Origin of the sequence: Kibdelosporangium persicum (genome assembly GCF_013280595.1) — a bacterium.
GTDB lineage: Bacteria > Actinomycetota > Actinomycetes > Mycobacteriales > Pseudonocardiaceae > Kibdelosporangium > Kibdelosporangium persicum.
In genome coordinates this window covers 59641-81018 of record NZ_JAAATY010000018.1, presented here as the reverse complement: position 1 = coordinate 81018, position 21378 = coordinate 59641, and the positions used below count along the sequence as shown (strand labels likewise).

General features: G+C 68.1%; 19 protein-coding genes. 8 read left to right on the top strand and 11 right to left on the bottom strand.

All coding sequences use genetic code 11. From position 1 onward, the window contains the following. Positions 1-5 precede the first annotated feature (5 nt). Positions 6-605: a GTP cyclohydrolase I FolE gene (gene folE / locus GC106_RS28385; protein ID WP_173136918.1), complete on the bottom strand. Its 600-nt coding sequence runs from the start codon at positions 603-605 to the stop codon at positions 6-8. 106 nt (positions 606-711) lie between these two features. On the opposite strand from folE, the gene GC106_RS28380 reads away from it, so the two are divergent. Further along, the gene (locus GC106_RS28380; RefSeq protein WP_173136916.1) at positions 712-1377 is read left to right on the top strand and encodes a helix-turn-helix transcriptional regulator; all 666 of its coding nucleotides are present in this window, start codon (positions 712-714) and stop codon (positions 1375-1377) included. Positions 1378-1454: 77 nt separating this feature from the next. On the opposite strand, the gene GC106_RS28375 is transcribed toward GC106_RS28380, so the two are convergent. After that, positions 1455-4085 carry a glycoside hydrolase family 2 protein gene (locus GC106_RS28375; RefSeq protein WP_173136914.1) on the bottom strand — a complete coding sequence of 877 codons (2631 nt, stop codon included), beginning with the start codon at positions 4083-4085 and terminating at the stop codon, positions 1455-1457. Between the two features lie 172 nt (positions 4086-4257). Between GC106_RS28375 and GC106_RS28370 the strand changes: the two genes are divergently transcribed. Then, entirely contained in the window at positions 4258-4602 is a 345-nt protein-coding gene (locus GC106_RS28370; RefSeq protein WP_173136912.1) for an ArsR/SmtB family transcription factor, read from the top strand. After that, a complete protein-coding gene (locus GC106_RS28365; protein WP_173136910.1) occupies positions 4599-5075 on the top strand; it encodes an SRPBCC family protein in 477 nt (158 codons plus the stop codon). Before GC106_RS28370 ends, GC106_RS28365 begins: the two co-directional genes overlap by 4 nt. Positions 5076-5369: 294 nt before the next feature. Here the strand turns inward: GC106_RS28365 and GC106_RS28360 are convergent, their stop codons facing one another. Next, a complete protein-coding gene (locus GC106_RS28360) occupies positions 5370-9947 on the bottom strand; it encodes an ATP-dependent helicase (RefSeq protein WP_173137159.1) in 4578 nt (1525 codons plus the stop codon). Between the two features lie 169 nt (positions 9948-10116). On the opposite strand from GC106_RS28360, the gene GC106_RS28355 reads away from it, so the two are divergent. Then, the gene (locus tag GC106_RS28355; RefSeq protein WP_173136908.1) at positions 10117-10584 is read left to right on the top strand and encodes a hypothetical protein; all 468 of its coding nucleotides are present in this window, start codon (positions 10117-10119) and stop codon (positions 10582-10584) included. Between the two features lie 38 nt (positions 10585-10622). On the opposite strand, the gene GC106_RS28350 is transcribed toward GC106_RS28355, so the two are convergent. The 4 genes from GC106_RS28350 to GC106_RS28335 all read right to left on the bottom strand — a co-directional run bounded on the left by GC106_RS28350 (position 10623) and on the right by GC106_RS28335 (position 13640). Then, positions 10623-10808, bottom strand: coding sequence for a DUF397 domain-containing protein (locus tag GC106_RS28350; RefSeq protein WP_312872904.1), 186 nt, complete (start codon positions 10806-10808; stop codon positions 10623-10625). A 1-nt stretch (position 10809) separates the two neighbouring features. Next, positions 10810-11646, bottom strand: coding sequence for a helix-turn-helix domain-containing protein (locus GC106_RS28345; protein WP_312872919.1), 837 nt, complete (start codon positions 11644-11646; stop codon positions 10810-10812). Between the two features lie 198 nt (positions 11647-11844). Then, positions 11845-12519: a response regulator gene (locus GC106_RS28340; RefSeq protein WP_173136902.1), complete on the bottom strand. Its 675-nt coding sequence runs from the start codon at positions 12517-12519 to the stop codon at positions 11845-11847. Continuing rightward, a complete protein-coding gene (locus GC106_RS28335; protein ID WP_173136900.1) occupies positions 12516-13640 on the bottom strand; it encodes a sensor histidine kinase in 1125 nt (374 codons plus the stop codon). The genes GC106_RS28340 and GC106_RS28335 overlap by 4 nt, the downstream gene beginning before the upstream one ends. A 133-nt stretch (positions 13641-13773) precedes the next feature. On the opposite strand from GC106_RS28335, the gene GC106_RS28330 reads away from it, so the two are divergent. From GC106_RS28330 to GC106_RS28315, 4 genes are read left to right on the top strand one after another with little or no spacing between them, the layout of a single operon-like run. Next, the gene (locus tag GC106_RS28330; protein WP_173136898.1) at positions 13774-15114 is read left to right on the top strand and encodes a DUF8832 domain-containing protein; all 1341 of its coding nucleotides are present in this window, start codon (positions 13774-13776) and stop codon (positions 15112-15114) included. After that, positions 15111-15491, top strand: a complete 381-nt coding sequence (locus GC106_RS28325) for a FixH family protein (protein WP_173136896.1) — start codon at positions 15111-15113, stop codon at positions 15489-15491. Before GC106_RS28330 ends, GC106_RS28325 begins: the two co-directional genes overlap by 4 nt. Positions 15492-15504: 13 nt before the next feature. Then, positions 15505-16599 carry a hypothetical protein gene (locus GC106_RS28320; protein WP_173136894.1) on the top strand — a complete coding sequence of 365 codons (1095 nt, stop codon included), beginning with the start codon at positions 15505-15507 and terminating at the stop codon, positions 16597-16599. Beyond that, positions 16592-17104 (top strand): hypothetical protein, encoded by a 513-nt coding sequence (locus tag GC106_RS28315; RefSeq protein WP_173136892.1) that lies wholly within the window; start codon positions 16592-16594, stop codon positions 17102-17104. Before GC106_RS28320 ends, GC106_RS28315 begins: the two co-directional genes overlap by 8 nt. Before the next feature lie 112 nt (positions 17105-17216). On the opposite strand, the gene GC106_RS28310 is transcribed toward GC106_RS28315, so the two are convergent. The 4 genes from GC106_RS28310 to GC106_RS28295 all read right to left on the bottom strand — a co-directional run bounded on the left by GC106_RS28310 (position 17217) and on the right by GC106_RS28295 (position 21346). Beyond that, positions 17217-18386, bottom strand: coding sequence for a pyridoxal phosphate-dependent aminotransferase (locus tag GC106_RS28310; protein WP_312872903.1), 1170 nt, complete (start codon positions 18384-18386; stop codon positions 17217-17219). A gap of 76 nt (positions 18387-18462) precedes the next feature. Then, complete coding sequence (locus tag GC106_RS28305; RefSeq protein ID WP_173136890.1) at positions 18463-19146, bottom strand: DeoR/GlpR family DNA-binding transcription regulator; 684 nt, start codon at positions 19144-19146, stop codon at positions 18463-18465. After that, positions 19143-20162, bottom strand: a complete 1020-nt coding sequence (gene pdxA / locus GC106_RS28300) for a 4-hydroxythreonine-4-phosphate dehydrogenase PdxA (RefSeq protein ID WP_173136888.1) — start codon at positions 20160-20162, stop codon at positions 19143-19145. The genes GC106_RS28305 and pdxA overlap by 4 nt, the downstream gene beginning before the upstream one ends. After that, positions 20159-21346 (bottom strand): four-carbon acid sugar kinase family protein, encoded by a 1188-nt coding sequence (locus tag GC106_RS28295; RefSeq protein WP_173136886.1) that lies wholly within the window; start codon positions 21344-21346, stop codon positions 20159-20161. The genes pdxA and GC106_RS28295 overlap by 4 nt, the downstream gene beginning before the upstream one ends. Between the last annotated feature and the right edge of the window lie 32 nt (positions 21347-21378).

Genomic DNA, 21378 nt, shown 5'->3' with positions numbered 1-21378 from the left:
AAGGTTCAGGCGTGGACGCCGCTGAGCGCGAAGAACTCCTGGCGTGAGCGGGCGTCGTCACGCAGACTGCCCAGCAAGGTAGAGGTGACCGTGGTCGAGCCGCCGGCCAGGACCCCTCGCAGGGTCATACAGGTGTGTTCGGCCTCGATCACCACGCCGACACCGCGCGGGTGCAGGTGGTCGTTGAGCCAGTCGGCGACCTGTTTGGTCAGCCGTTCCTGGACCTGCGGGCGGCAGGCGAAGTACTCGACGATCCTGGCGAGCTTCGACAGCCCGAGGATGCGTTCGCCTGGCAGGTAGCCGACGTGGGCGGTGCCGACGAACGGCAGCAGATGGTGCTCGCACACCGACCGGACCGGAATGGAGCGGGCCAGGACGAGCTCGTCGTAGCCCTCGTCGTTGGGAAACGTCGTCAGGTCGAACGGACGCGGGCTGAACAGCTCGGCGTAGGCCCGGGCCATCCGGCCCGGCGTGCCACGCAGGCTCTCCGAATCGGTCGACACGCCCAGTGCGTGAAGGAACGCCGCCGCGGCGTTCTCCGCGGCGGCGAGGTCGACCCCGGTGTCCGGCTCGTGGACGACCCGCAGGCCGGTTGCGGCACGCATATGCGACTCCTCTTGACCCAAGTTACGCTAACAAATCTTGGTCTTATTCGCAGAAAAGGTCAAGGAGTGTGGTTTAGAACATCCAAGTTGGCGATATGGTAGGAGGGTGAGCTCGGCGGACATCAAGGCGATCGCGGCGCTGGACGACAACCTGCGCTGGCGGATGTACACGTTCATCCGGGCCGAGCGACGCCCGGTGACCCGGGACGAAGCCGCGGCATCGGTGGGCATCTCCCGCAAACTGGCCGCCTTCCACCTGGACAAACTGGTGGACGCGGGCCTGCTGCGGGCGGGCTACCAAGCGGCTGGGAAGGTCGGGCGCGCCCCGAAGGTCTACGAACCGGCCAACGTGGACGTCCGGGTGGCCATCCCGCAGCGACAGCACGACGTCCTCGCCGAAATCCTGATGGATGCCGTGGTGGCCGAGGACGTCCAGGACGCGGCCGTCCGGGCGGCGGCCCAGCGCGGCGAGAAGCTCGGGACAAGCGAGCGGGACAAGGCGAAGCTGGGCCGATTGGGCTCCGAACGCGCGCTGACCGTGGCCCAGGAGCTGCTGGCCAGGCACGGCTTCGAACCGGCCAGGGACAGCCCGACCTGCCTGCGGCTGCGCGACTGCCCGTTCCACCCGCTCGCGGCCAAGGAGCCCGCGCTGGTCTGTGGGATCAACCAGGCGTTCCTCAGCGGACTGCTGGAGGGCCTGCGGGCACCCACCGTGCGCGCGGTGCTCGAACCGACGCCGGGGGAGTGCTGCGTGCGACTCCGCGGTGACTGACGCGGGATTCACCCGAAAGTGTGGAGTGCGCCGGTCACCCAGCGCACTCCACACGAACGTGTACTCCTCCGAAACAGTTATTGTGTGGCGGCCAGCCTCTGCGTCGCCACGTTGATCCCGCCGATGTCCACAGTGGGCCGCCGCGCCGGTTCGTGCGACGCCTGGACGGTGATCGACTCACCCGGCCAGAGCGCCACGTAGTTGTCCGACCAGGTCACCGGCAACAGCTGCGAGCCGTCCGCCTTGCGCAGCGTGAGCTGCACCGCCGGAATGATGGTGCTGGACGTGTTGCGAACGGTCACCGTCGTCTTGTCACCGAAGCTGCGGGCACGCACGTCGACCGACGCGTTCGGCAGCGCAGCCAGTCCTTTCAGGTCCGCGAACTGGCTGACCGGCGTGTAGTACCACTCGCTGTTGTCCCAGTCCGGGATGTCCGGCTTCGACGACAACCAATACGTGTTCCTGCTGACGTCCTTGCCGTGCCCGTCGGTCAGCTTCAACCGGACGAAGTACGTCGCCGACAGGTTCTGCACCGCCGGCAACGTGAACACCTCCGCCAAACCCGGCAGCGAAACGGAAATCCCGCTCTTGGTCTGGCTGTGCACCAGTTTTCCGTCGATCGTGTAGACCTCGGCCAGCGCCGTCAGCTGGTCGGCCTTCTTCGGGCCCTGGCCGACGATGACCACCGAGCGGTCGTCGTACGAGTATTGGATGTGGATCGGCTCGTTCGCCTTCTTCGCACCGAAGTAGGCGCCTGCCGGGTTGAGGTCGTAGCTGTACAGGTGCCAGTTCAGCGACGGCCAGGCGTTGTTGAGCATCCAGTAGATGAAGCCGGTGGCGGGCCGCTCGGCGGTCATCCGCCGCGCGTTCGCCTCGAACTGGGCACGGACCTGCTCGTAGTTCGCCAGCTGCGCCTTGTCGACGTAGTCGGCCAGGCTGGTCGGCGTGCCGTACCGCTGCGCCAGCGCGTTGCTGAACAGGTAGAGGTTGTTGAAGGGTTCGTTGCCGCGGCCGGTGTGGAACTGCGGCGTCGCAGGCTCACGCCACAGCTGCTCCTGCTCGGTCGCGTTCAGCATGCCCCGCACGGTGTCCAGGGCGGGGATGGAGTGTCCGGCGCTCAGCTCACCGGCGAACCCGAAGGCAGCGCCCAGCTTGTCGCCGTACCAGTAGACCGGCGGGACCCAGTCGTACGGGCCTTCCATCTTGCTGCCGGACGAGCCGAGCGGCGGCCGCGGGCCACCGTTGAGGGAAGCCGCGGGCAGCACCGGATTGGGCCAGCCGACCTTCTCGAACTCGGCCAGGTACATCCGCTGCACGTCCTCCGGCGGCGAGATGTCACTGCCGATCAGGAACGCGATCACACTCGGGTGGTTACGCAGGAAGCGCGCCTGGGCGTTGAGCGAACCTTGCGCGATCGGGTAGTCCTCCGGCGTCCAGGCCTCGCCGCCCCAGCCGGTCCACGGCTCCCACTTGTCGCAGCATTCCCAGCCGGGCAGCAGCATGATGCCGTAGCGGTCAGCCAGCTCGTAGAACTCCGGCGTCTCCAGCTTGCCTTCCAGGCGGATGGCGTTCAGGCCCATGTCGCGCGTGTAGCGCAACTGTGCCTCAAGGCGGTCCGGCTGCGTGCGCAGCAACAGGTCCGACGCCCAGCCGCCGCCGCGGATCTGGATCTGCCTGCCGTTGATGATGAACTGCCGGTCGCCCTTAGCATTGAGGTTCGACACGACGTCGCGGATACCGAACGTCGTACCGGTGCGGTCGGTTGTCCGGCCGTTCACCCGTGCGGTCAGATCCAGCCGGTACAGCGGTTGCTCACCGTACTGGTAGGGCCACCACACGCGGGGATTGCGCAGCGTTTCCGGCGTGAACGCCACGGTCTTCGTCTCGTTCGCGTTCAGCCGCACAACCTGGTTGAGCCATCGTGAGGCGACTTCACCTTGCAGCGCAACGGTTTGCGGCCTGTCGGTGGTGTTGCGCACCTCGGCGAACGCCTGCACCTCCGCGGAACCCATGCCGGGCAGCGCGAGCTTGGTGTGCACGTACGCCCCGGCCAGCGACACCGCACCGCCGCGCGCGATCTCGACGTCGCGGAACAGGCCCATGTTGTTGTCCGGAGCCGGCTGCGCCCAGTCGATCCAGCTGATCGTGAAGTCCTTCTTCGGATCGGCGGGCGCGACCTTGATCGCGAGTGCGTTGCGGCCGGGCTTGACCAGTGCGCTGATGTCGAACTCGCGCGCGTTGTAGGTGCCGACGACGTCGCCCAGTTCGGTGCCGTTGAGGAACACCTCACCGCGTGAGGTCACACCGGGGATCTTGAGCACGGTGTTGGGCGAGCGGTCACGCACGTGGAACTCGGTGCGGTACCACCACGGCACCTGGAAGTCGGCACGGTTGACGTTGTCGCGCATGTTCGTGCCGTGGAACAAGTCGGGGTAGCGCCCGTTCTGCACCAGCCCGGCCAGCACGGTCGAGCGTGGGCCGACGCGGTACCACCGGGAATCGTCGTAGCGCGGCTGGGAGATCTCCGCACCGGTCGCGGAGACCTGGGCCGACGACTGGATCTGCCAGCCGGCGATGGCGGTGGTGCCGGACTCCGCCTCGGACAACGTGGTCACCACGTCGGCGGGAGCGGCGGTGCTGGCAGGCGCCAGCGAGAGAGTCAGTAGGACAGCCAGGGCAAGGGCGACACGCACCCGAAAGGCGGACATGCGGGGCCTCCTCAGGGCCAGGGACCGCCTATTAATAGGGAACTTTCTTTACGAAGTCAATGCCTCTCAGGGGTGGTCCGCCGCGACGCGAAACCGGCCGAGGGACTTGCGCCGCGACCCGTCTCATGCCTATAGTCAACAAATCCGTTGATAAAGCGATTGGTTGACTAAGATGGCCGACGATGACCTGGACGACCGTCTTGACCGGGCGTTCACCGCGCTGGGCGACCCGATCCGGCGTGGGCTGATCGCGCGCCTCTCACGGGGCGACGCGACGCTCAACGAGCTCGCGGAGCCGTTCCCGATCACCAAACAGGCGGTGTCCCGGCACATCCAGGTGCTCGAAGCGGCCGGTTTGATCACCCGCAGCCGGGACGCGCAGCGCAGGCCGTGTCACCTCAACGCGGCCGCGCTGGAGGAGCTGACCAGCTGGATCGACGAGTACCGGCTGGCCACCGAAAGCCGGTTCCGGCAACTGGACACCGTCCTGGAACAGATGAAGGAGCAGGAGAAATGACCAACCCGACCACCATCACCGCCCAGCCCGGCACGCCGTTCATCGACGTCGTGCGGGAGTTCGACGCGACGCCCGCGCGGCTCTACCGGGCGCAGACCGATCCCGACCTGGTCGGGCAGTGGCTGGGGCCACGCGACGTGCAGATCGAGGTGATCGACTACGACGCCCGGCCCGGCGGCAGCTATCGCTACCTCCACCGCGACGACAACGGCGAGTACGCCTTCCGCGGCGTCTTCCACACGGTCGTGCCGAACGAGATGGTCATCCAGACCTTCGAGTTCGAAGGCGTTCCGCACCAGGTCGCCATCGAGACGATGACGCTGACGGAGCTGCCCGGCGGGCGGACCCGCCTGCACACCCATTCGGTGTACCCGTCGGTCGAAGGCCGTGACGCCGCCGTGGCGTCCGGGATGGAACACGGCATCCGCGACTCGATGGACCGTCTCGAGGAACTCACCACCGCGAACAGGTGAGCCGGAACGGTCGTCCACCCCCAGCGCCGAACCAGCACCGCCCCGCCGTGTCCACCTTTCCAGCACCCCGAGTTGCACGTTCCAGCACCCCGAGTTTCGCCTTCCGGCACAGTGAGATGCACGTTCCTGCACCCCGAGATGCACGTTGCGGCACCTCGAGTTTCGCCTTCCGGCACAGTGAGTCCGCCGTGCCCGGCTTTCAGCCGCCGGCTAGGGATTTCACTGTGCCGGAACGGTCATTTCTGGGTGCCGGAATGTGTATTTCGGGGTGTCGGAATGGTGGACACGCCGGGGTCAGGCGCGGAGGCGGAGGCCTTTGGGGGTGGCGCGGAAGCCGGCGTCGCGGAGGATGTCGGCGAGGTGGGACGTGAGGGCGATGTCGCCGTCGGTGCGTTGGACGGCGAGCTGACCTAGCCAGCCCTCGCGGACGGCGCGGGAGAGGGCTTCGGCGGCGGAGCGCAGTGCCTTGTCGTCCTCGGTGAAGGACAGCAGGGACTTTCCGCCTCGTTCGACGTAGAGGGCCGGTTCGCCGTCGACGAGAACCGCCAGTGCGCCGGCTTTGCGGGCCGGGCGGTGCTTTGTCTCGCCGACGGTGGCCGGCCACGGAAGGGCCGCGCCATAAGGCTGGGCGGGGTCGGCGGCGGCGAGCACTGTCGCACCGACGGGCTCGGGGTCGCGGCCTGCTGTGCGGGACAGGGCACGGAGACGGTCGACGGCGCCGCGGGCGGCGAACTGGGCCGCGCCGAGCCCCTCGACCACGTAGCCGCGGATGACCTGGCCGGATTCCTCCATCGCGCGCAAAACCTTGTACACGCCGCTGAAGCCGCCCGTGACGCGTTCGGTGTCCAGTGCGCCGCGAGTGAGCACACCATGGCGTTCAAGGAAAGCCTCGGCGCGGGCATGGGCGCGGCGGGTGGGGTCGGACTCCCGTTCGACCGCCAGGGACCAGCGGCCGCCGACCGTGGGCGGGCCGGTCCTGCTGGGCATCGCCGGGCGTTGGGCTCGGATGCGGGCGTAGCGGCCGCGCGGTGCCGAGCGGCGTGGCTTGTGGGTTGCTCCACGGCCGGACACCAAGGCGCGCAACGGGTTGAGTGTGTCGTTGGTGACCAGACCGGCCCACACCAAGTCCCAGAGGGCGGTGACCACCTCTTGGTCGTCGGTGGAGCCGATCCGGTCGGCCAGTTGCCTGAAGAACAGCGCACCACCGTCCAACGCGGACAGGATGGCCTGGTGCACGGGGGAGTCCGGGACGTTCTCCTCCACGTCCGGCAGCAACAGGTCGGCGACGTCCGCGGGCGCGAGGGCGATCCAGCCATCGCCCCCGGCCAGCGAACCACTGCCACACCAGGTGACCTCGCCCGCCGCGGTGAGCTCGTCGAGCAGAGCAGGGGAGAAGCCTGGCAGCCGTGCCGGCAGGATCAACGACTCGAGCGCGCTCGCCGGGAGGGGAGTCCCCGCGAGCTGTTCCACCACGGACAACACGTCGTCCGCTGTCGGCGCGGTGCGCAAACGCTTCCCCACACCGTGCCAACTGGGGAGAAATCGCCCGAGCGCGGCCTGCTCGACCGGCTCCACCTCAGCCCTGAGCCGCGCCAACGAAGCTCGGCGCAGGCGACGCAACACCTCGGCGTCGCAGTATTCGGTGTGTGTGCCGCCCGGCCGCAGCTCGCCACGGACGAGCCGCCCGGTACCGGCCAGCCGGTCCAGCACACCGGTCACCACCGCTGTGCCCAGCCCGAACCTGGCCGCGGCCTCCGCCGCGGGGAACGGGCCGTGCGTGCGGGCGTAACGGGCGAGCAGATCACCGAGTGGGTCGGCGACCGGCTCGGTGAACGCCTCCGGCACACCGACCGGCAGCGCCACCCCGAGTGCGTCCCGCATCCGGCCGGCGTCCTCGATGCCGACGTTGCGGGTTTCACCGGCGATCCGCACCCTGATCACCCGGCGCTGGGCGATCAGCTCGGCCAGCCACTCCGGCCTGATGCCGCGCGCGGCGGCTTCTTGTTCGGTCAGGTCACCGAGGAAACGCAGGAGGTCGGACGCGTCCTCCGCGTGCCTGGCGTGCCTGTCCGGATCGAGCCGTTGCAGTGACCGCTCGACCTCGGCCACCACATCGGCGTCCAGCAGTTCCCGGATCGCCTCGGAGCCGAGCAGCTCCGCCAGCAGGGACGAGTCCAGCGACAAGGCCGCGGCACGCCGCTCGGCCAGTGGCGTGTCCGTCTCGTACAGGAACATCCCCACGTAGCCGAACAGCAGGCTGCGGGCGAAGGGGGACGGTGTCGGCGTCTCCACATCGACCACACGCACCCGCCGGGAGCGCACGTCCGTCATCAGCTCACGCAAGCCGTTCAGGTCGTACACGTCCTGCAGGCACTCCCGCATGGCCTCCAGCACCACCGGGAACCGCTCGTACTTCGCCGCCACCGACAGCAACTGCGCCGCGCGCTGGCGCTGTTGCCACAGCGGACTGCGCCGTCGTGGATCCCTTCGGGGCAGCAGGAGCGAGCGGGCGGCGCATTCGCGGAACCGGGCCGCGAACAACGCCGAACCACCCACCTCGGCCACCACGATCTGCTCGATCTCCTCCGGATCGAGCAGAACGTCCTCGGCTGTCGCGGTGACTTCGGCGCCCGAGTCGTCCACGGCGTCCGGCAGCCGCATGACGATCCCGTCGTCGGAGTGCGCCATCTGGGCGTCGATACCGCGTTGCTCGCGCAGCCGCGCGGCGATGGCCAACGCCCATGGTGCGTTGACGCGTGCGCCGAACGGCGAGTGCACGACCAGCCGCCAGTCGCCGAGCTCGTCCCGGAACCGCTCGACCAGCACCGTCCGGTCGTCCGGCACGTGTCTCGTGGCTTGTTTCTGCTCGGCGAGGTAGGCCAGCAGGTTGTCCGTCGCCCATTCGTCCAGACCTGCCGAAGCGGCCCGTTCCCTGGCCCTGGCGTCCTCCAATGTGGACAGTTCGCGCAGGAACTTTCCCATCGCACGGCCGAGTTCCAAGGGACGCCCGGGTGCGTCACCCTTCCAGAACGGCATCCGGGCAGGCTGCCCCGGTGCGGGCAGCACGATCACCCGGTCGTGGGTGATGTCCTCGACACGCCACGCCGACGTGCCGAGCAGGAAGGTGTCGCCGACTCTGGACTCGTAGACCATCTCCTCGTCCAGTTCGCCGACCCGTGACCCCGCACGCCCTTCACTGGGCGGGGTCATCACGGTGAACAGCCCCCGGTCGGGAATGGTGCCGCCGGACGTGACCGCCAGCCGCTGCGCGCCCGGACGGCCGCGCAACTCGCCGGTGATCCTGTCCCACGTCACCCGTGGCCGCAGTTCGCCGAACTCCTCGCTGGGATACCGCCCGGACAGCATGTCCAGCACGGACTCCAGAGCGGACTGCGGCAACGACGCGAAGTTCGCGGCCCGCCGGACCACTGTGGACAGCTCGTCGATGGTCCATGCTTCGAGTGCGACCATCGCCACGATGTGCTGCGCCAGTACGTCCAACGGGTTGCGGGGATATCGCAGCGCCTCGATCGCCCCGTCGCGCATGCGTTCCGCGACCACCGCGCACGACACCAGGTCGCCACGGAACTTGGGGAACATCACGCCTCGGGACACCGCGCCCACGTGATGCCCGGCCCGGCCGACGCGTTGCAGGCCGGACGCGACCGTCGGCGGCGCCTCGACCTGGACGACGAGATCGACGGCGCCCATGTCGATCCCGAGTTCCAGCGAGGACGTCGCGACGACGCACGGGAGCCGGCCGGACTTCAGCTCCTCCTCCACGACGGTGCGCTGTTCGCGCGCCATCGAACCGTGGTGCGCCCGGGCGATCACCGGCGAGGCGCCGCCGGAGTACCCGGACTGACCGATCGCTTCGGCTGGGAAGCGGTCCAGTTCCCAGGGCTGTTCTTCTGCGAGCTCGTTGAGTCTTGCGGTGAGCCGTTCAGCGAGCCGCCGGGAATTGGCGAACACGATCGTCGAGCGGTGCCCACGCACCAGGCTGAGGATGCGTTCCTCGACCGCGGGCCAGATCGACGGCCGCCGGGGCGCGCCGATCTCCTCGAGCGTGCCGATCCCGTCCTCGACCGGGAGCTCCCCGGTGGGGCCGGGCGCCTGAGGGGTGTCGATGTTGGCCATGTCCTCGACCGGGACCTGGACGGTGACCTCCACGGTCTTGGCCGTCTTCGGCTGGACGACGGTGACCGGGCGGCCGCCCGCGAGGAAAGCACTGACCTCCTCGATGGGACGCACAGTGGCCGAGAGCCCGATCCGCTGCGCCGGTTCGGGCAAAAGCGCGTCCAGCCGTTCCAGTGACAACGCCATGTGCGCGCCGCGTTTGGTGCCGGTCACCGCGTGCACCTCGTCGACGATCACAGTCTCGATGCCCTTGAGCGATTCCCGCGCCGCCGACGTCAGCAGCAGGAAGAGGGATTCGGGCGTGGTCACCAGGATGTCCGGCGGGGTTCTGGCGAACGACCGGCGTTCGTCGGCCGGGGTGTCGCCGGTGCGCATGCCGACCGAGATGGCCGGAGGAGTCAGTCCCAGCCGGTGCGCGGCCTGCCGGATACCGGCAAGCGGGGCCCGCAGGTTGCGCTCGACATCCACCGCGAGCGCCTTGAGCGGGGAGATGTACAGGACCCGGCAGCGGTGTTTCGGCTCGCTGGGGGCGGGCTGGGTGGCCAGCCGGTCGAGGCCCCAGAGGAACGCGGCGAGCGTCTTGCCTGATCCGGTGGGCGCCACGACCAGCGCGTGCTCACCCGCGGCGGCCGCGCGCCACGCCCCGGCCTGCGCCTGGGTCGGGGCCGCGAAGGCTCCGGCGAACCAGTCACGGGTCGCGGGTGAGAAGAGGTCGAGTTCGTCCACGCTGACCATCATGCATCGGGGGTCCGACAGTTTTTGCGGCGTGCCCTCTGACCTGCGAAAACAGGCTGATGGTCCGGCCGTTCGGCGCAGCGGGCGCGGCGGAATGGCCCCGTTGTGGGTGCAGCCGGACGTCTGTACGGTCTGCGAGGTTCGTTTTCTCTAGGGGGTTGCAGTTCTCATGAACAAGACAAGGCGTGCTGGTCACGCCGTGCTCACAGCTGTCGCCGGAATGGTGTTCGCGCTGGTGACACCCACCGTCGCGGCAGCGTCGGAGCAAGCCGCGCCTGCCTCTTGCCCACAGCCAGGGCAGCGAGTCAAGACTTCCACCAGTCCGGCGATCTACCTGGTCGACCCGGACTTCCGGCTGCGGTCCATTCCGGACCAGGCGACGTACTTCTCGTTGTGGGACAGCTGGAGCTACGTGATCAACGACGGCGTCCTGTCCTGCTATCCGAATCCCGTTCCGTTGTACGACGCGGAACTGGTCAAGGAACCCGGGGACCCCCGGGTGTACATCTGGGACGCCTACTTCGGATTCCGGCACATCGTCGACGGCCAGACCTTCGCCAGGTACGGCTTCTCGTGGAGCAAGGTCAAGGAGCGTACGCCGGTGGAGCCGAAGGCGGACATGCCCTGGTTCCAGTGATCAGGTGAGTGGTGGGTCGCCATACCGGCGACCCATCGCTAGTCGAGGGCGGCGAGAAAAGTGGCCCAGGGGGCCGCGGGGAAAGTGAGGACACCGGCCTCGGGGTTCTTGGAGTCCCGGACGGCTGCGAGGCGGGGAAGTTGAGCAACCTCGACACATCCGGCATCGCTGCCGCTGGTACTGCGGCTGCTCTTGCGCCAGTCCAGGCTGTCCACGACACGCACCTCACAAGCCATACAGTTCGACGGCCAACCGCTCTAGCAAAGCGATGGAATCGGCGGGACTCAGCGCAACGGATTGCGCCTGCTCGAACGCGAGTTTAGCGGCTTGTACCTCCGCGGGTTCCTCGGTCTGGATGGAGCCACCTGGATGTTCGACGTGCAGTAGTTCGGGGTCCTCCTCGTCAGCGAAGCTCAGTACGAAGAAGGGCGCGTTGGGGACGAGGTGCGCGCCTTGGCTGAGTGGAAGAACCTGGAGTGTCACAGTGGTGAGCTGGGACATCTCGATCAAGTGCCACAGTTGTGCCCGCATCACCTCTCGGCCGCCCAGTTCGCGATGTAGTGCCGCTTCATGAACGACGACAACCAGTTCGAGCGGTCGGTCAGGGTCAGTCAGCCGGTACTGGCGAATGGTGCGGACGGTGATGTCCCGGTCGATCACCTGCTCGGATCGGGGAATGCCACCGGCGAAGAGCGCCCGCATGTATGCCTTGGTCTGCAGCAGGCCCGGCATATCAAGCACCACGTACTCATGGACGCGTGCGGCTTCGGTCTCGGCGTCGACATATCCGCGCCGCTTGATGCCGTATGCCCAGTGCCAGGGCGGCTTGAAAGCCTGGCGCACCTCGTCCAGCAATGTGGTGTCGAAGATGTCGTAGACGTCCATGATCGAGCGAGCGAGGTGCACGTCCACTCTCGTCTCGCCGGTCTCGACGCGGTGCAGGGCACTGCGCGTCTTGTCCAGCCGGGATGCTGCCTCGTCCAGGGAGAGTCCGGCCTGCTCGCGCATTCGCCGGAGTTTCGCGCCCAGTTTGCGGCGCAGGAACGTCGGTCGACTCGGCACGGTCACCGCGCCATGGTCGCACCCAGCGTTCTGATTCTGGGATTTTCGCTGGCTTCCCCCTGTCGGGTGACAATCCTGTTCGCTTGTAGCGATTCCGCTGTGAGCGGAGAACGGTGGCCGCGAACGGTCCTCTGCGAAAGCAAGGCGCCATGCGGGTTCTGGCGAAGGGCTGTGAGCGGGACGGCAAGCAGGCCGGGCTCACCCCGGTGGAAGAGGATGCCGTCCGGTCACCAGTCCGTTGAGGTGCGCGTAGGCCACGGCGTGCACACGGTCGCGCAGTCCGAGTTTGGCGAGCACCCGTGACACGTGGGTCTTCACCGTCTCATCGCCCACGTGCAGCTTCGCGGCGATCTCCGCGTTGCTGTACGCGGCCGCGATCAGTTGCAGCACCTCCCGTTCGCGGGCGGTGAGCTGGTCCAGTTCCGGTGGGGTGACCGGCGGCGTGATGCCGACCGCGAACCGCGCGATCAGGCGTTGTGTCACCGAAGGATCGATCAGCGCGTCACCGCGCGCGGCCACCCGGATCGCGGAGATCATCTCTTCGGGTGGCAACGACTTCAGCAGGAAGCCACTGGCCCCGGCCCGCAACGCCCGGTACACGTATTCGTCGCTGTCGTACGTCGTCAGCAGGACGACTTTGGTGCGGTTGTCCTGGTCGGCGAGAATCTCCTCGGTCGCGCCGAGCCCGTCCAGTCTGGGCATCCGGATGTCCAGCACCGCCACGTCCGGGCGCAGCCGGGCCACCTCGGCGACGGCGGCCCGGCCGTCGGCCACCTCGGCGACACACTCCAGGTCCGGCTGGGTGTCGAAGATCGCGCGCATGCCGGATCGCAGCATGGCGTGATCGTCGGCCAGCAACACTCGCAGTGTCATACCGGGAACCTCACGCTCGTCCGCCACGTCTCGCCGTCCGGCTCCAGGCCGGCAGTGGTCCGGCCGGCGAACATACCGGCCCGGTTGCGGATGCCGGCCAGGCCTCGCCTGACCACTCCCGCAGGCTCCCGCTCGGTGCCGACCTTGTTCACCGACGTCACGGTCAGCGAATCCGGCCCGTACTCCAGTGTGACCGCCACCCCGGTGGAATCACCGTGCCGCAAGGCGTTGGTCAGCATCTCCTGCACGATCCGGTACACCGTTACGCTCAACGACTCCGAGATGCCCTGCGGAACCCCGCACACGGTCAGGCGCGCGGGCGAACCAGCCGCTCGCACGCCCTCGAACAGTTCGTCGAGGTTGTCCAGCCCGGGCTGACGCGCCCCTTCGGAGTTGTCGCCGTGCAGCAGATCGAGCAGATGACGCAGGTCCACCATGGCCGCGCGGCTGGCGGTCTCGACAGACCGCAACGAGGACTCCAGCCTCGTGTTGCCCGTGGGCAGGCCCAGCCGTGCCGCTCCGGCGTGCACCCCGATCGCGCTGACGTGGTGCACGATCACGTCGTGCAGGTCACGCGCGATGGAACTGCGTTCTTCCGCGATCGCCTTGGCCACGGCTTCCCGCGCGTCACGCCGTTCCAGCTCCGAACGCCGTTCCAGTTCGGCGAGGTACGCGCGCCGAGCGGTGGTGTACCGGCCGACCAGCCACGGCAGGACCGCGGCTTTGCCCATCATGACGATGCCCCGGCTCGGGTCGCCGCTCTCGATCCACCCGCAGAGCAGCAGACTCGCCGCCAACACGATCAGGGACGCGACCGCCGGTACGCCGTGCAACCAGGCTCCCGCCCGGTAGCCCGCGATCAACATCCCCGCGTCGTTGGCCGGAGTCCAGTCGCCGACCGAAATCGCCATGAGGGGGACGGCCGCGTGCGCGAACGCGACATAGCCCGAAAGACGGGCAGGTCCGGCGAGCGCCGCGTCGACAGCGAGCGTCATCACGAGCGTCAGCCAGTTCTGCCACGTGTGACAGCCGTACAGCACGACAGCCGTGCCGTCGGCGACCATGCACACAGCAGCGACCAGCCATGACTGGCGTTTCAAGGACACACTGGTGGGGAGCATCGTCTGGCATCCTGCCGCATCGCGCGGCCGGGGCACTCCTTCTTCTCGGGGGTCCGTATCCCCCGTGCAGGGGACGCGGATTCAACCCGCGAAAGGACGAAACGCGGGGCGCTTCCTGGTTGCATCCATGCCGATGCGAACTCTCTCGATCGTGCTGTTCACGCTGGGGACGCTGCTGGGAATCACCGCTCCGGCGCTGGCCGACGGTGCCCAGACGGGCGCCGACATCCACGTGGCGCAGACCCTGGGCGATCGCGAACTGACCGTGATCATCCGCCGGGTCGCCGAGGTCCCCGGGCCGGTGCACATCGATCTGGTGACGCACGCCGGATCACCGCCCGGCGTGGTCACGGTGAGCGCCGGCGCCGCCGGATCGCCCACCAGTACGACGAAGGTGGAACTCGGTGGCACACCGGGCTTCTACTCCGGCACGGTCCACGTGGACCGTGCCGGTCCGTGGGAGCTCAAGGTCGACGAGGCCACGATCCCGTTCGTCGTCCCCGCGATCGTGTCGTCCCCATGGGAGAACGCCACCTACGGCGGGTTCGTCGCGGCCGGGTTGCTCCTGGTCGTCGCTCTGGTGCTGGGCGTCAGGGGACGGACCGGGCTGGCCATCGTGCCCGCTGGCGGGATGATCGCCGCGCTCGCGGTCGCCGTGACGGCCGCCGTGCTCGCGCCGATGATCCCGCAGCCACCGGCACCGGGCGAGGACCTCGATCCGACGTTCGACAACGTCAACGACCCGTACCAGCGAACGTCCATAGTGGACTTCTCGCGGCCGCCGGTGAACCTGGTACCGAGCATCACGGGCAACGACCTCACGCTGAGCCTGACCGATGGTTCGTCCGGCCGTCCCGTCGACGACCTTCTGGTGCACGACAACGCGTTCATACACCTTGTGGTGATTTCGCCGAGCGGCCGGCTCCAGCACCTGCACCCGATCCGGGTCGCACCGGGCGAATTCCGGGCGCGGCTCAAGCCGGAACCGGGCGTGCACGCGATCGCCGCCGAGATCGCCCGGCGCGGCGGGGGAGTGCAACTGCTGCGTTCATCCATAACGGTGACAGGCGAAGGGAAATCTCACACGAACGAAGGAAAGGCGGACCTGACCACGCAGATCCGCGCGGCAGGCTCGCCGAGCACGATCACCGCGAAGTTCGGTACCCGTGATCTGCAGCCGTGGCTGGGCATGCTCGGCCACATGATCGTCGTCGGACCCGTCACCGACAGCCAGACCCCGGCCGCGACGTCCAGCGCAGCCCCGATCTGGGCGCACGTCCACGCGATGATCCCGCCCACACCGGGGATGCCGGACAAACCGGACGAGAGCGTCGCCGCGTACGGCCCCGACGTGTCGTTCACCTATTCCTTCCCGTTGCCCGGCCGGTATCTGGTGTGGATTCAGGTCGAGCGCGACTACACGGTCCTCACCGTGCCGGCAGTCGTCGAAGTTCCCCAAGGGGTGCAGGGATGAAAATTCTCCTGACCGCACTGGGCGTGGCCATCGTCGCCGTGGCCGCGCTGTTGCTGTGGCCGAGATCCGGCGACACGCACCAGCTTGTCGCCGACTCGCAGCGCTACAGCTTCAAAGTCTCCGCACAGCCGCTCAAGCAGGGCGTCAACTCACTCGACATCGAAATCACCGACCGGGCAGGCAATCCCGCGACCGGCGACGTCACGATCGAACCGGCGATGCCGCAGATGGGTCACGCCCTCAGCCCGGTCACCGCGTCGCCGCACCAGCCTGGGCGCTACCGCGTGGACAGCGTCGACCTGCCGATGGCGGGTCAGTGGGAAGTAACCGTTTCGCTGGGGACCGACCGGGTCGTCGTCCCCCTGCTGCTCACCTGAAAGGGGTGGATCAATGGACCTGACCGCGTCGGTGGCCGCCGAAGCCAGGAGCGTGCCGAAAGGCCTGGTGCCCGCGAGTTTCGTACTCGGCGGGACGTTCCTCTCGCTCGTCGGCCTCACCTGGGACATCCAGTGGCACTCGGACGTCGGGCCGGACACGTTCTTCACGATGCCGCACTTGTTCCTGTACTCCGGCAGTGCCGTCGCCGGAATCGCGAGCCTGGTCGTGGTTCTGATGACCACGGCCGCGCAACGGCGTGGCCAGCGAACAGATCCGATCGTGGGCGGGCGTGCGGTCGGCGTGTTCGGCCGGACGTTCGCCGCGCCGGTCGGCTACCTGATCTCCGGCATCGGCGCGGCGTCCTTCCTGCTGTACGGCCTGTGGGACCAGTGGTGGCACGGCTTGTACGGCTTCGACGCGGTGATCGCGTCGCCGCCGCACATCGGGCTGCTGCTCTCGGTCTCGATCACCATGGTCGGCGCGGTCATGGTCTTCGCGACCGCGCGCGAACACCGCTGGGGCCTCTTCGGCACGATCGGCAGCGCTGCCGTGTTGCTGTCGTTCAGCATGGTCACTGTGCTGGGCCTCCAGGCCTTGCCTCGCGGCACGGTCGACTCAGTGGATGTCGGCGTCGCGTTCATGTCGGTGTTGATCCTGCTCATGGGTGCCGGAGCGGTCGGTCGCCGCGGAGGCGCGCTTGCCGTCGCGGCTGTCGTGGCGGTGCTGCAAGCCGTGTTCTGGTGGTTCTCCCCCTGGGCCGCGGAGGTGTACGCCGACGCGACCGGGTTGCCGGTGCGCGACTACGTCGACGGTGTCCCGGCTCTGCCGTCGATGATCCCGATGTGCCTGCTGATCGTGGCAGTGGCCGTCGAGCTTCTGCGCAAACTGCCCGCTGCCGTGGCCGGTGCCGTCGGCGGCCTGATCGTCACGGTCTGCGCGCCGCTGCAGACGTCACTGGTGTACGGCGCTTCCCTGCCGGACACCACTCCCTACGTCTTCACGGTCCTGCTCGGCACCGTGTTCGGCGCCCTCGCCGGGCTGCTCGGCAGGCGCTTCGGGCAGATGCTGCGACACCTCGCTCCAGCAAAGGAAACGAGCCATGCGTAAGACCGCCTTGTGCCTGCTCTCCGCCATCCTGCTGCTGTTCGGGCTGGCGGCACCGGCTTCGGCGTACGAGCCGGTGAACATCGTGCACACCGAGAAAGTGCAAGCCGGGCCGTACAACGTGACCGTCGGCTTCAGCACGTGGCCGCTGAAAGCCATGCAGTCCCTGGACTTCACGTTCGCGCCGGACGACGGCATCACCGGCAAGGCAGGTGTGGTGATGCTGAGCCTCGGCGAGGAGCGTGAGGGCGAACGGCTCGCGCGGCACCCGCGCAAGCGCGAGGTCTGGGGCCTGGACGTGTACAGCCTGCCCGAGCCCGGCGACTGGACCATGCGGTTCGACATCGAAGGACCCGCGGGTACCGGAACGGGTGAACTGCGCAACCTCAAGGTGATGGAGCAGCCGGGACCGCCGCTCGGGCTGAGCTGGGCGATCAGCACGATCCCGCTGTTCGGCCTGGTCGCGCTGATCGTGATCGCGTGGCGCCGCACCCGCCGTCCGGTGTGACGGGGCTCGGGTGCCGCCGGCCGCCGAACCAGCGGCACCCGAGAAACCTGTGCGGCGTCAACGCCGTGTGCGCCGGAAGACCTCGATGTAGTCGACCAGTTCGGTCCAGTCGTCAGGACACGCTGTGGACGAGGGCAGGGGTGGCATGGTCGTGCTCCCATCGGGTCTTGGTGAACGCACGCAGTCCTTCGACCAGACGCTGAACGTCCTGTTCCGGACGCACCACCAGGCGGACGAACTGGCTGCTCATTCCCAGTTTGTTGCCGCATTCGCGGATGAAGACCTGGTGGCGCTGCAACAGGAAGTCCCGCAGCGCCAGCCCGTCGATGGTCGCCGCCAGCTTGACGAGCAGGAAGTTCGCCTGCGACGAGTAGACCGTCAGATCCGGGTTCCTGGCCAGTTCCATGCCCATCCGGTAACGGTCGCGGGCCAGTAGCTGCAGGCTTTCCGCGTAGTCGGCGGCGTGCTCCTCCAGCATGAACACGACCGTTTCGGCCAGCGAGTTCAGGTTCCACTTGGGCAAGGTCTTGGCCATCCTGCCCGCGAGCGCGGGGTTGGCCACGAGGTAGCCGAACCGGATGCCGTGCAGGCCGAAGTTCTTCCCGAGGCTCTTGAGCACCACCACGTTCGGGCGGATCGTCGCGTCCGTCGCCACCGAGGGATGCCGTTCCACCTCGACGAAGTCGATGAACGACTCGTCGATCACCACGAGGTCGAGGTCGGCCAGCTCGTCCATGAACCGGACGATCTCGCGGCGCGGCAGGTAGCCGCCGTCGGGATTGTTCGGGTTGCACAGCACCGCGACCCGGGATTTACGCTTCCGGATGAACTTGACGTAGTCGTCGATGCTCAGGTTGAAGTCGCTGCTTTCCTGCAACGGGTACATGTCGACGCGTTTGCCGGTCTCCAGCGGCTGGTCGGTCCACCGCCCGAAGGTCGGGATCGGCACCGCCACGCTTTCCTTGAACCACAGGTGGTCCATCCACGTGATCAGCTCGGTGGAGCCGTTCGACATGGCGACGGTCGCCGGGTTGAGCCCGAGGATCCGGGCGAGCCTGCCCGCGATGGTGCCCGCGTCGCTCGGGTAGAACTTCAGCACCATCTCGAGGTTCTTGGCCAGCTCACCGAACATCTCCGGCGTCGGGAAGTACGGGTTGCACGGGATGCAGAAGTCCGCGATCTGCCTGCCGCCGTCGCCCATCCCCCGGATCAGCTCGAAGTATGACGGGCTGTGCGCCGCACGCTGGAACAAGCTGGTGTCCACACTGTGGCCGTGTCGCACGCGATCACTCCCGTCTCTTGGCGGCTGCACCGTTCATACGGGCAATCGTGTGCGTCCGGTTCAGGGGATGTCTCGGTCAGATCACGGGCTGGTTCGTCAGCACGGTGTACGGCCTGTCAAGGGGAGTCCAGTAGGAGAACGGTTCCTGGCCCATCTTGGAATGATCAGCCAGCACGTATGCGTGTCGTGCGCTATGCAGCATCGTGTGCTTCAGGTGCGCCTGTTCGAGACTCGGTGAACACAGACCTTTTTGCGGATGCAGCCCATCGGTGCCGAGGAACACCCGATCGGCTCCGATGTGCCGCAGCTGCTCGCTCACCGTGGCGCCGATGATCGCCGCGTTCGGCTGCCGCAACCGTCCACCGAGGATGATCAACTCCACGGTCGGGCTCTCGGCCAGCGCGAGGATGGCGGTGAGGCCGTTGGTGACGACGGTCAGCCTGCGGTGCGTGAGGTGCGCCGCCAGCCTGCCGGTGGTGGTGCCCGCGTCGAGCACGACGATCTCGCCGTCCTCGATCACCGCCGCGGCGTTCCTGGCGATTTCCTCCTTTTCGGCGGAGTTTCGCGCGTCTTTCTCCCGCACGCCGCGTTCCACCGCGCCGCCGTATGTCCGAACGACATGCCCGTCGCGTTCGAGCGCGGTGAGATCGCGGCGGATCGTGGACGGGGAGACCCGGAACTGGTCGGCCAGTTCGTGGATGTGACCCGACCCGCCGCGAACCTCGTTGAGCAGCCGCGCCCGGCGTTCTCGCGCGTTCATTTGCCGGGATAGGCCTCACGCAGACGTGGTGCGTACGGAGCGAGATCGACCGCCGCGCGGAAAGCGGCGACCATCGTGCCGTGCTCGGCGCGGCCCGTCCCGGCGATGTCGAAGGCTGTGCCGTGGTCGACGGACGTGCGCAGGATCGGCAGACCGACGGTCACCGAGACCGTGCCGTGGAAGTCCACCGTCTTGGACGCGATGTGCCCCTGGTCGTGGTACAGCGAGAGAACGCCGTCGTAGCGGCCCTCAAGTCCTTGGTGGAACACCGAATCGGCCGGGATCGGGCCGTGCACGTCCAGCCCGTCGGCCTTCGCGGCCCGCACCGCGGGCGCGATCGCGACGATCTCCTCGTCGCCGAACTTGCCGCCCTCGCCACCGTGCGGATTCAGCGCGGCGACCGCCAGCCTGGGCGAATCGTTGCCGAACACGCGCAACGCCGTGTACGCCTCGCGGATCGCGTGCTCGATGTTCGGCCGGGTGATCTGCTCGACCGCCTCGCGCAGCGACAGATGCCGGGTGGCGAAGAAGATCCGCAGGCCACGGACCCAGAACATGGTGTTGAACCGGTCCGACCCGGTCAGCTCGCCGAGCATCTCGGTGTGGCCGAGGTGCTTCGACCCGGCCGCCCAGATCGACTCCTTGTTGATCGGTGACGTCACCACGGCGTCCACTTCGCCGCGCAGCGCGGCCTCGGTGGCCGCCTCGATCGCGGCGACGGCCGCTTTGCCCGCGGTCGCGTTCACCTCGCCCCACGGCAGGTCACCGGGTGCGATGCCCAGGTCGAGGATGTCGATCGTGCCGGGTTCGAACTTCGCGTCCGCGACCGAGGAGACCGCGTTGACCCTGGCATCCAGGCCCAGCACGTCGATCGCGCGGCGCAGCACGGGCGCGTCCCCGACCGCCAGGGGACGGGCGGTGTCCGTGGCCTCGGGCGCGGCCAGGGTCTTCGCGGTGATCTCCGGGCCGATCCCGGCCGGATCGCCGAGCGTCACCGCGAGCAGGGGCTTGGTCATGTGCTTCCTCTCAGCCGTTCGATACAGGCCACCGCCGCGGTGTGGTCGCCGATCAGGCCGCCTTTGGTGGCGAACGGCAGCCCGTTGAACGGGCCGCCCGCGAGCCTGCCGACCACGGCGAGTGGTACCACCTCGTCGTCGATCACGAATCCGTCGGTGTTCAGTGCCGAGGTGATCGCCGTGGCGATGTCGCCGCCGGTCGCGTACAGGCCGCTGATCCGGTGCCTGGTGAGCACCAGTCTGGTGACCTCGGCGAGCGTCTCCGGCAGTTTCGCGGCGAGCCGCCGGTCCAGTGCCGCGGCCATGGTGCGGACGCCGACCACTTCCAAGTCCTGGTCGAGCAGGGCGCCGACTTGGGCGACCACCTCTTCGGGTGATTCCGTTCCGGTCACCGTGACGTAGCGGGCGCCGAGCGTCTGCTCGGTCTCGTGGATCTGTTCCGCGGTGATCGCGGTGATGCTGCCGATCACGGCGAACACCGGCGGCCGCGGCTGGTCACCGGGGGCGATGCCCAACGCGGCGGCCAGACGCACGCCGAACGGGCCGGAATCGACCGACAGCCAGTGTTTCGACACCTGTGCCGCCGCTTCGGCGATCACCCGAAGGTGTGCGTTGCGGGTCGCGTCGCACACCACGATCTCACTGCCGGCCCGGAGCGCTCCGGCGATCGCCTCGGCACCTTGCTCTACGACATCCAGCGGAATCTCGGTGATCGATCGGGTGGTCCCGGCACGCAGGATCGTCGCCACACGCGAAGACTTCACCGGATTGAGTGCATCTCGTGCGGCCGCTGTCTGAGCCAGCGGCACGCCGTCGACGAGGTGCAGCCCGCCGACGGTCACCCGTCCGGCGTCGGGAAACGCGGGCACGACAAGCGCCCGGACACGCAGCGCCTCGATGGCGGCATCGGTCTCGGCACCGACGTTGCCGCGCAGGGTCGTATCGACGCGTTTGACGACAAGCGGCACGTCGCCCGCGGCCGCGATGGTCGCTTTGACCGCGGCCCTGGCCTCGTCCGGCGGCGCGTGCCGGTTCCCCAGGTTGACGATGAGCGCTTCGATGTCCGGCAGGGCAGTAGTGCCCTGCACAGTCATGGTGTGCATCCCGAACCGGGCGAACAACGCGCCGGTCGCATTACTGCCGGTCAGGTCGTCGCCGATGACGAGGACGCGGAGATTGCTCATTGTGAGCACCATCGTGCTCACAATGAGCATAA

Bases quoted from the DNA above. Each gene is read 5' to 3' on its own strand.
- GC106_RS28295 (WP_173136886.1), bottom strand. From the start codon at position 21,346: ATGAGCAATCTCCGCGTCCTCGTCATCGGCGACGACCTGACCGGCAGT.
- GC106_RS28340 (WP_173136902.1), bottom strand. From the start codon at position 12,519: ATGACACTGCGAGTGTTGCTGGCCGACGATCACGCCATGCTGCGATCC.
- GC106_RS28370 (WP_173136912.1), top strand. From the start codon at position 4,258: ATGGCCGACGATGACCTGGACGACCGTCTTGACCGGGCGTTCACCGCG.
- GC106_RS28375 (WP_173136914.1), bottom strand. From the start codon at position 4,085: ATGTCCGCCTTTCGGGTGCGTGTCGCCCTTGCCCTGGCTGTCCTACTG.
- GC106_RS28330 (WP_173136898.1), top strand. From the start codon at position 13,774: ATGCGAACTCTCTCGATCGTGCTGTTCACGCTGGGGACGCTGCTGGGA.
- GC106_RS28320 (WP_173136894.1), top strand. From the start codon at position 15,505: ATGGACCTGACCGCGTCGGTGGCCGCCGAAGCCAGGAGCGTGCCGAAA.
- GC106_RS28355 (WP_173136908.1), top strand. From the start codon at position 10,117: ATGAACAAGACAAGGCGTGCTGGTCACGCCGTGCTCACAGCTGTCGCC.
- folE (WP_173136918.1), bottom strand. From the start codon at position 605: ATGCGTGCCGCAACCGGCCTGCGGGTCGTCCACGAGCCGGACACCGGG.
- GC106_RS28315 (WP_173136892.1), top strand. From the start codon at position 16,592: ATGCGTAAGACCGCCTTGTGCCTGCTCTCCGCCATCCTGCTGCTGTTC.
- pdxA (WP_173136888.1), bottom strand. From the start codon at position 20,162: ATGACCAAGCCCCTGCTCGCGGTGACGCTCGGCGATCCGGCCGGGATC.
- GC106_RS28365 (WP_173136910.1), top strand. From the start codon at position 4,599: ATGACCAACCCGACCACCATCACCGCCCAGCCCGGCACGCCGTTCATC.
- GC106_RS28335 (WP_173136900.1), bottom strand. From the start codon at position 13,640: ATGCTCCCCACCAGTGTGTCCTTGAAACGCCAGTCATGGCTGGTCGCT.
- GC106_RS28325 (WP_173136896.1), top strand. From the start codon at position 15,111: ATGAAAATTCTCCTGACCGCACTGGGCGTGGCCATCGTCGCCGTGGCC.
- GC106_RS28305 (WP_173136890.1), bottom strand. From the start codon at position 19,146: ATGAACGCGCGAGAACGCCGGGCGCGGCTGCTCAACGAGGTTCGCGGC.
- GC106_RS28360 (WP_173137159.1), bottom strand. From the start codon at position 9,947: ATGGTCAGCGTGGACGAACTCGACCTCTTCTCACCCGCGACCCGTGAC.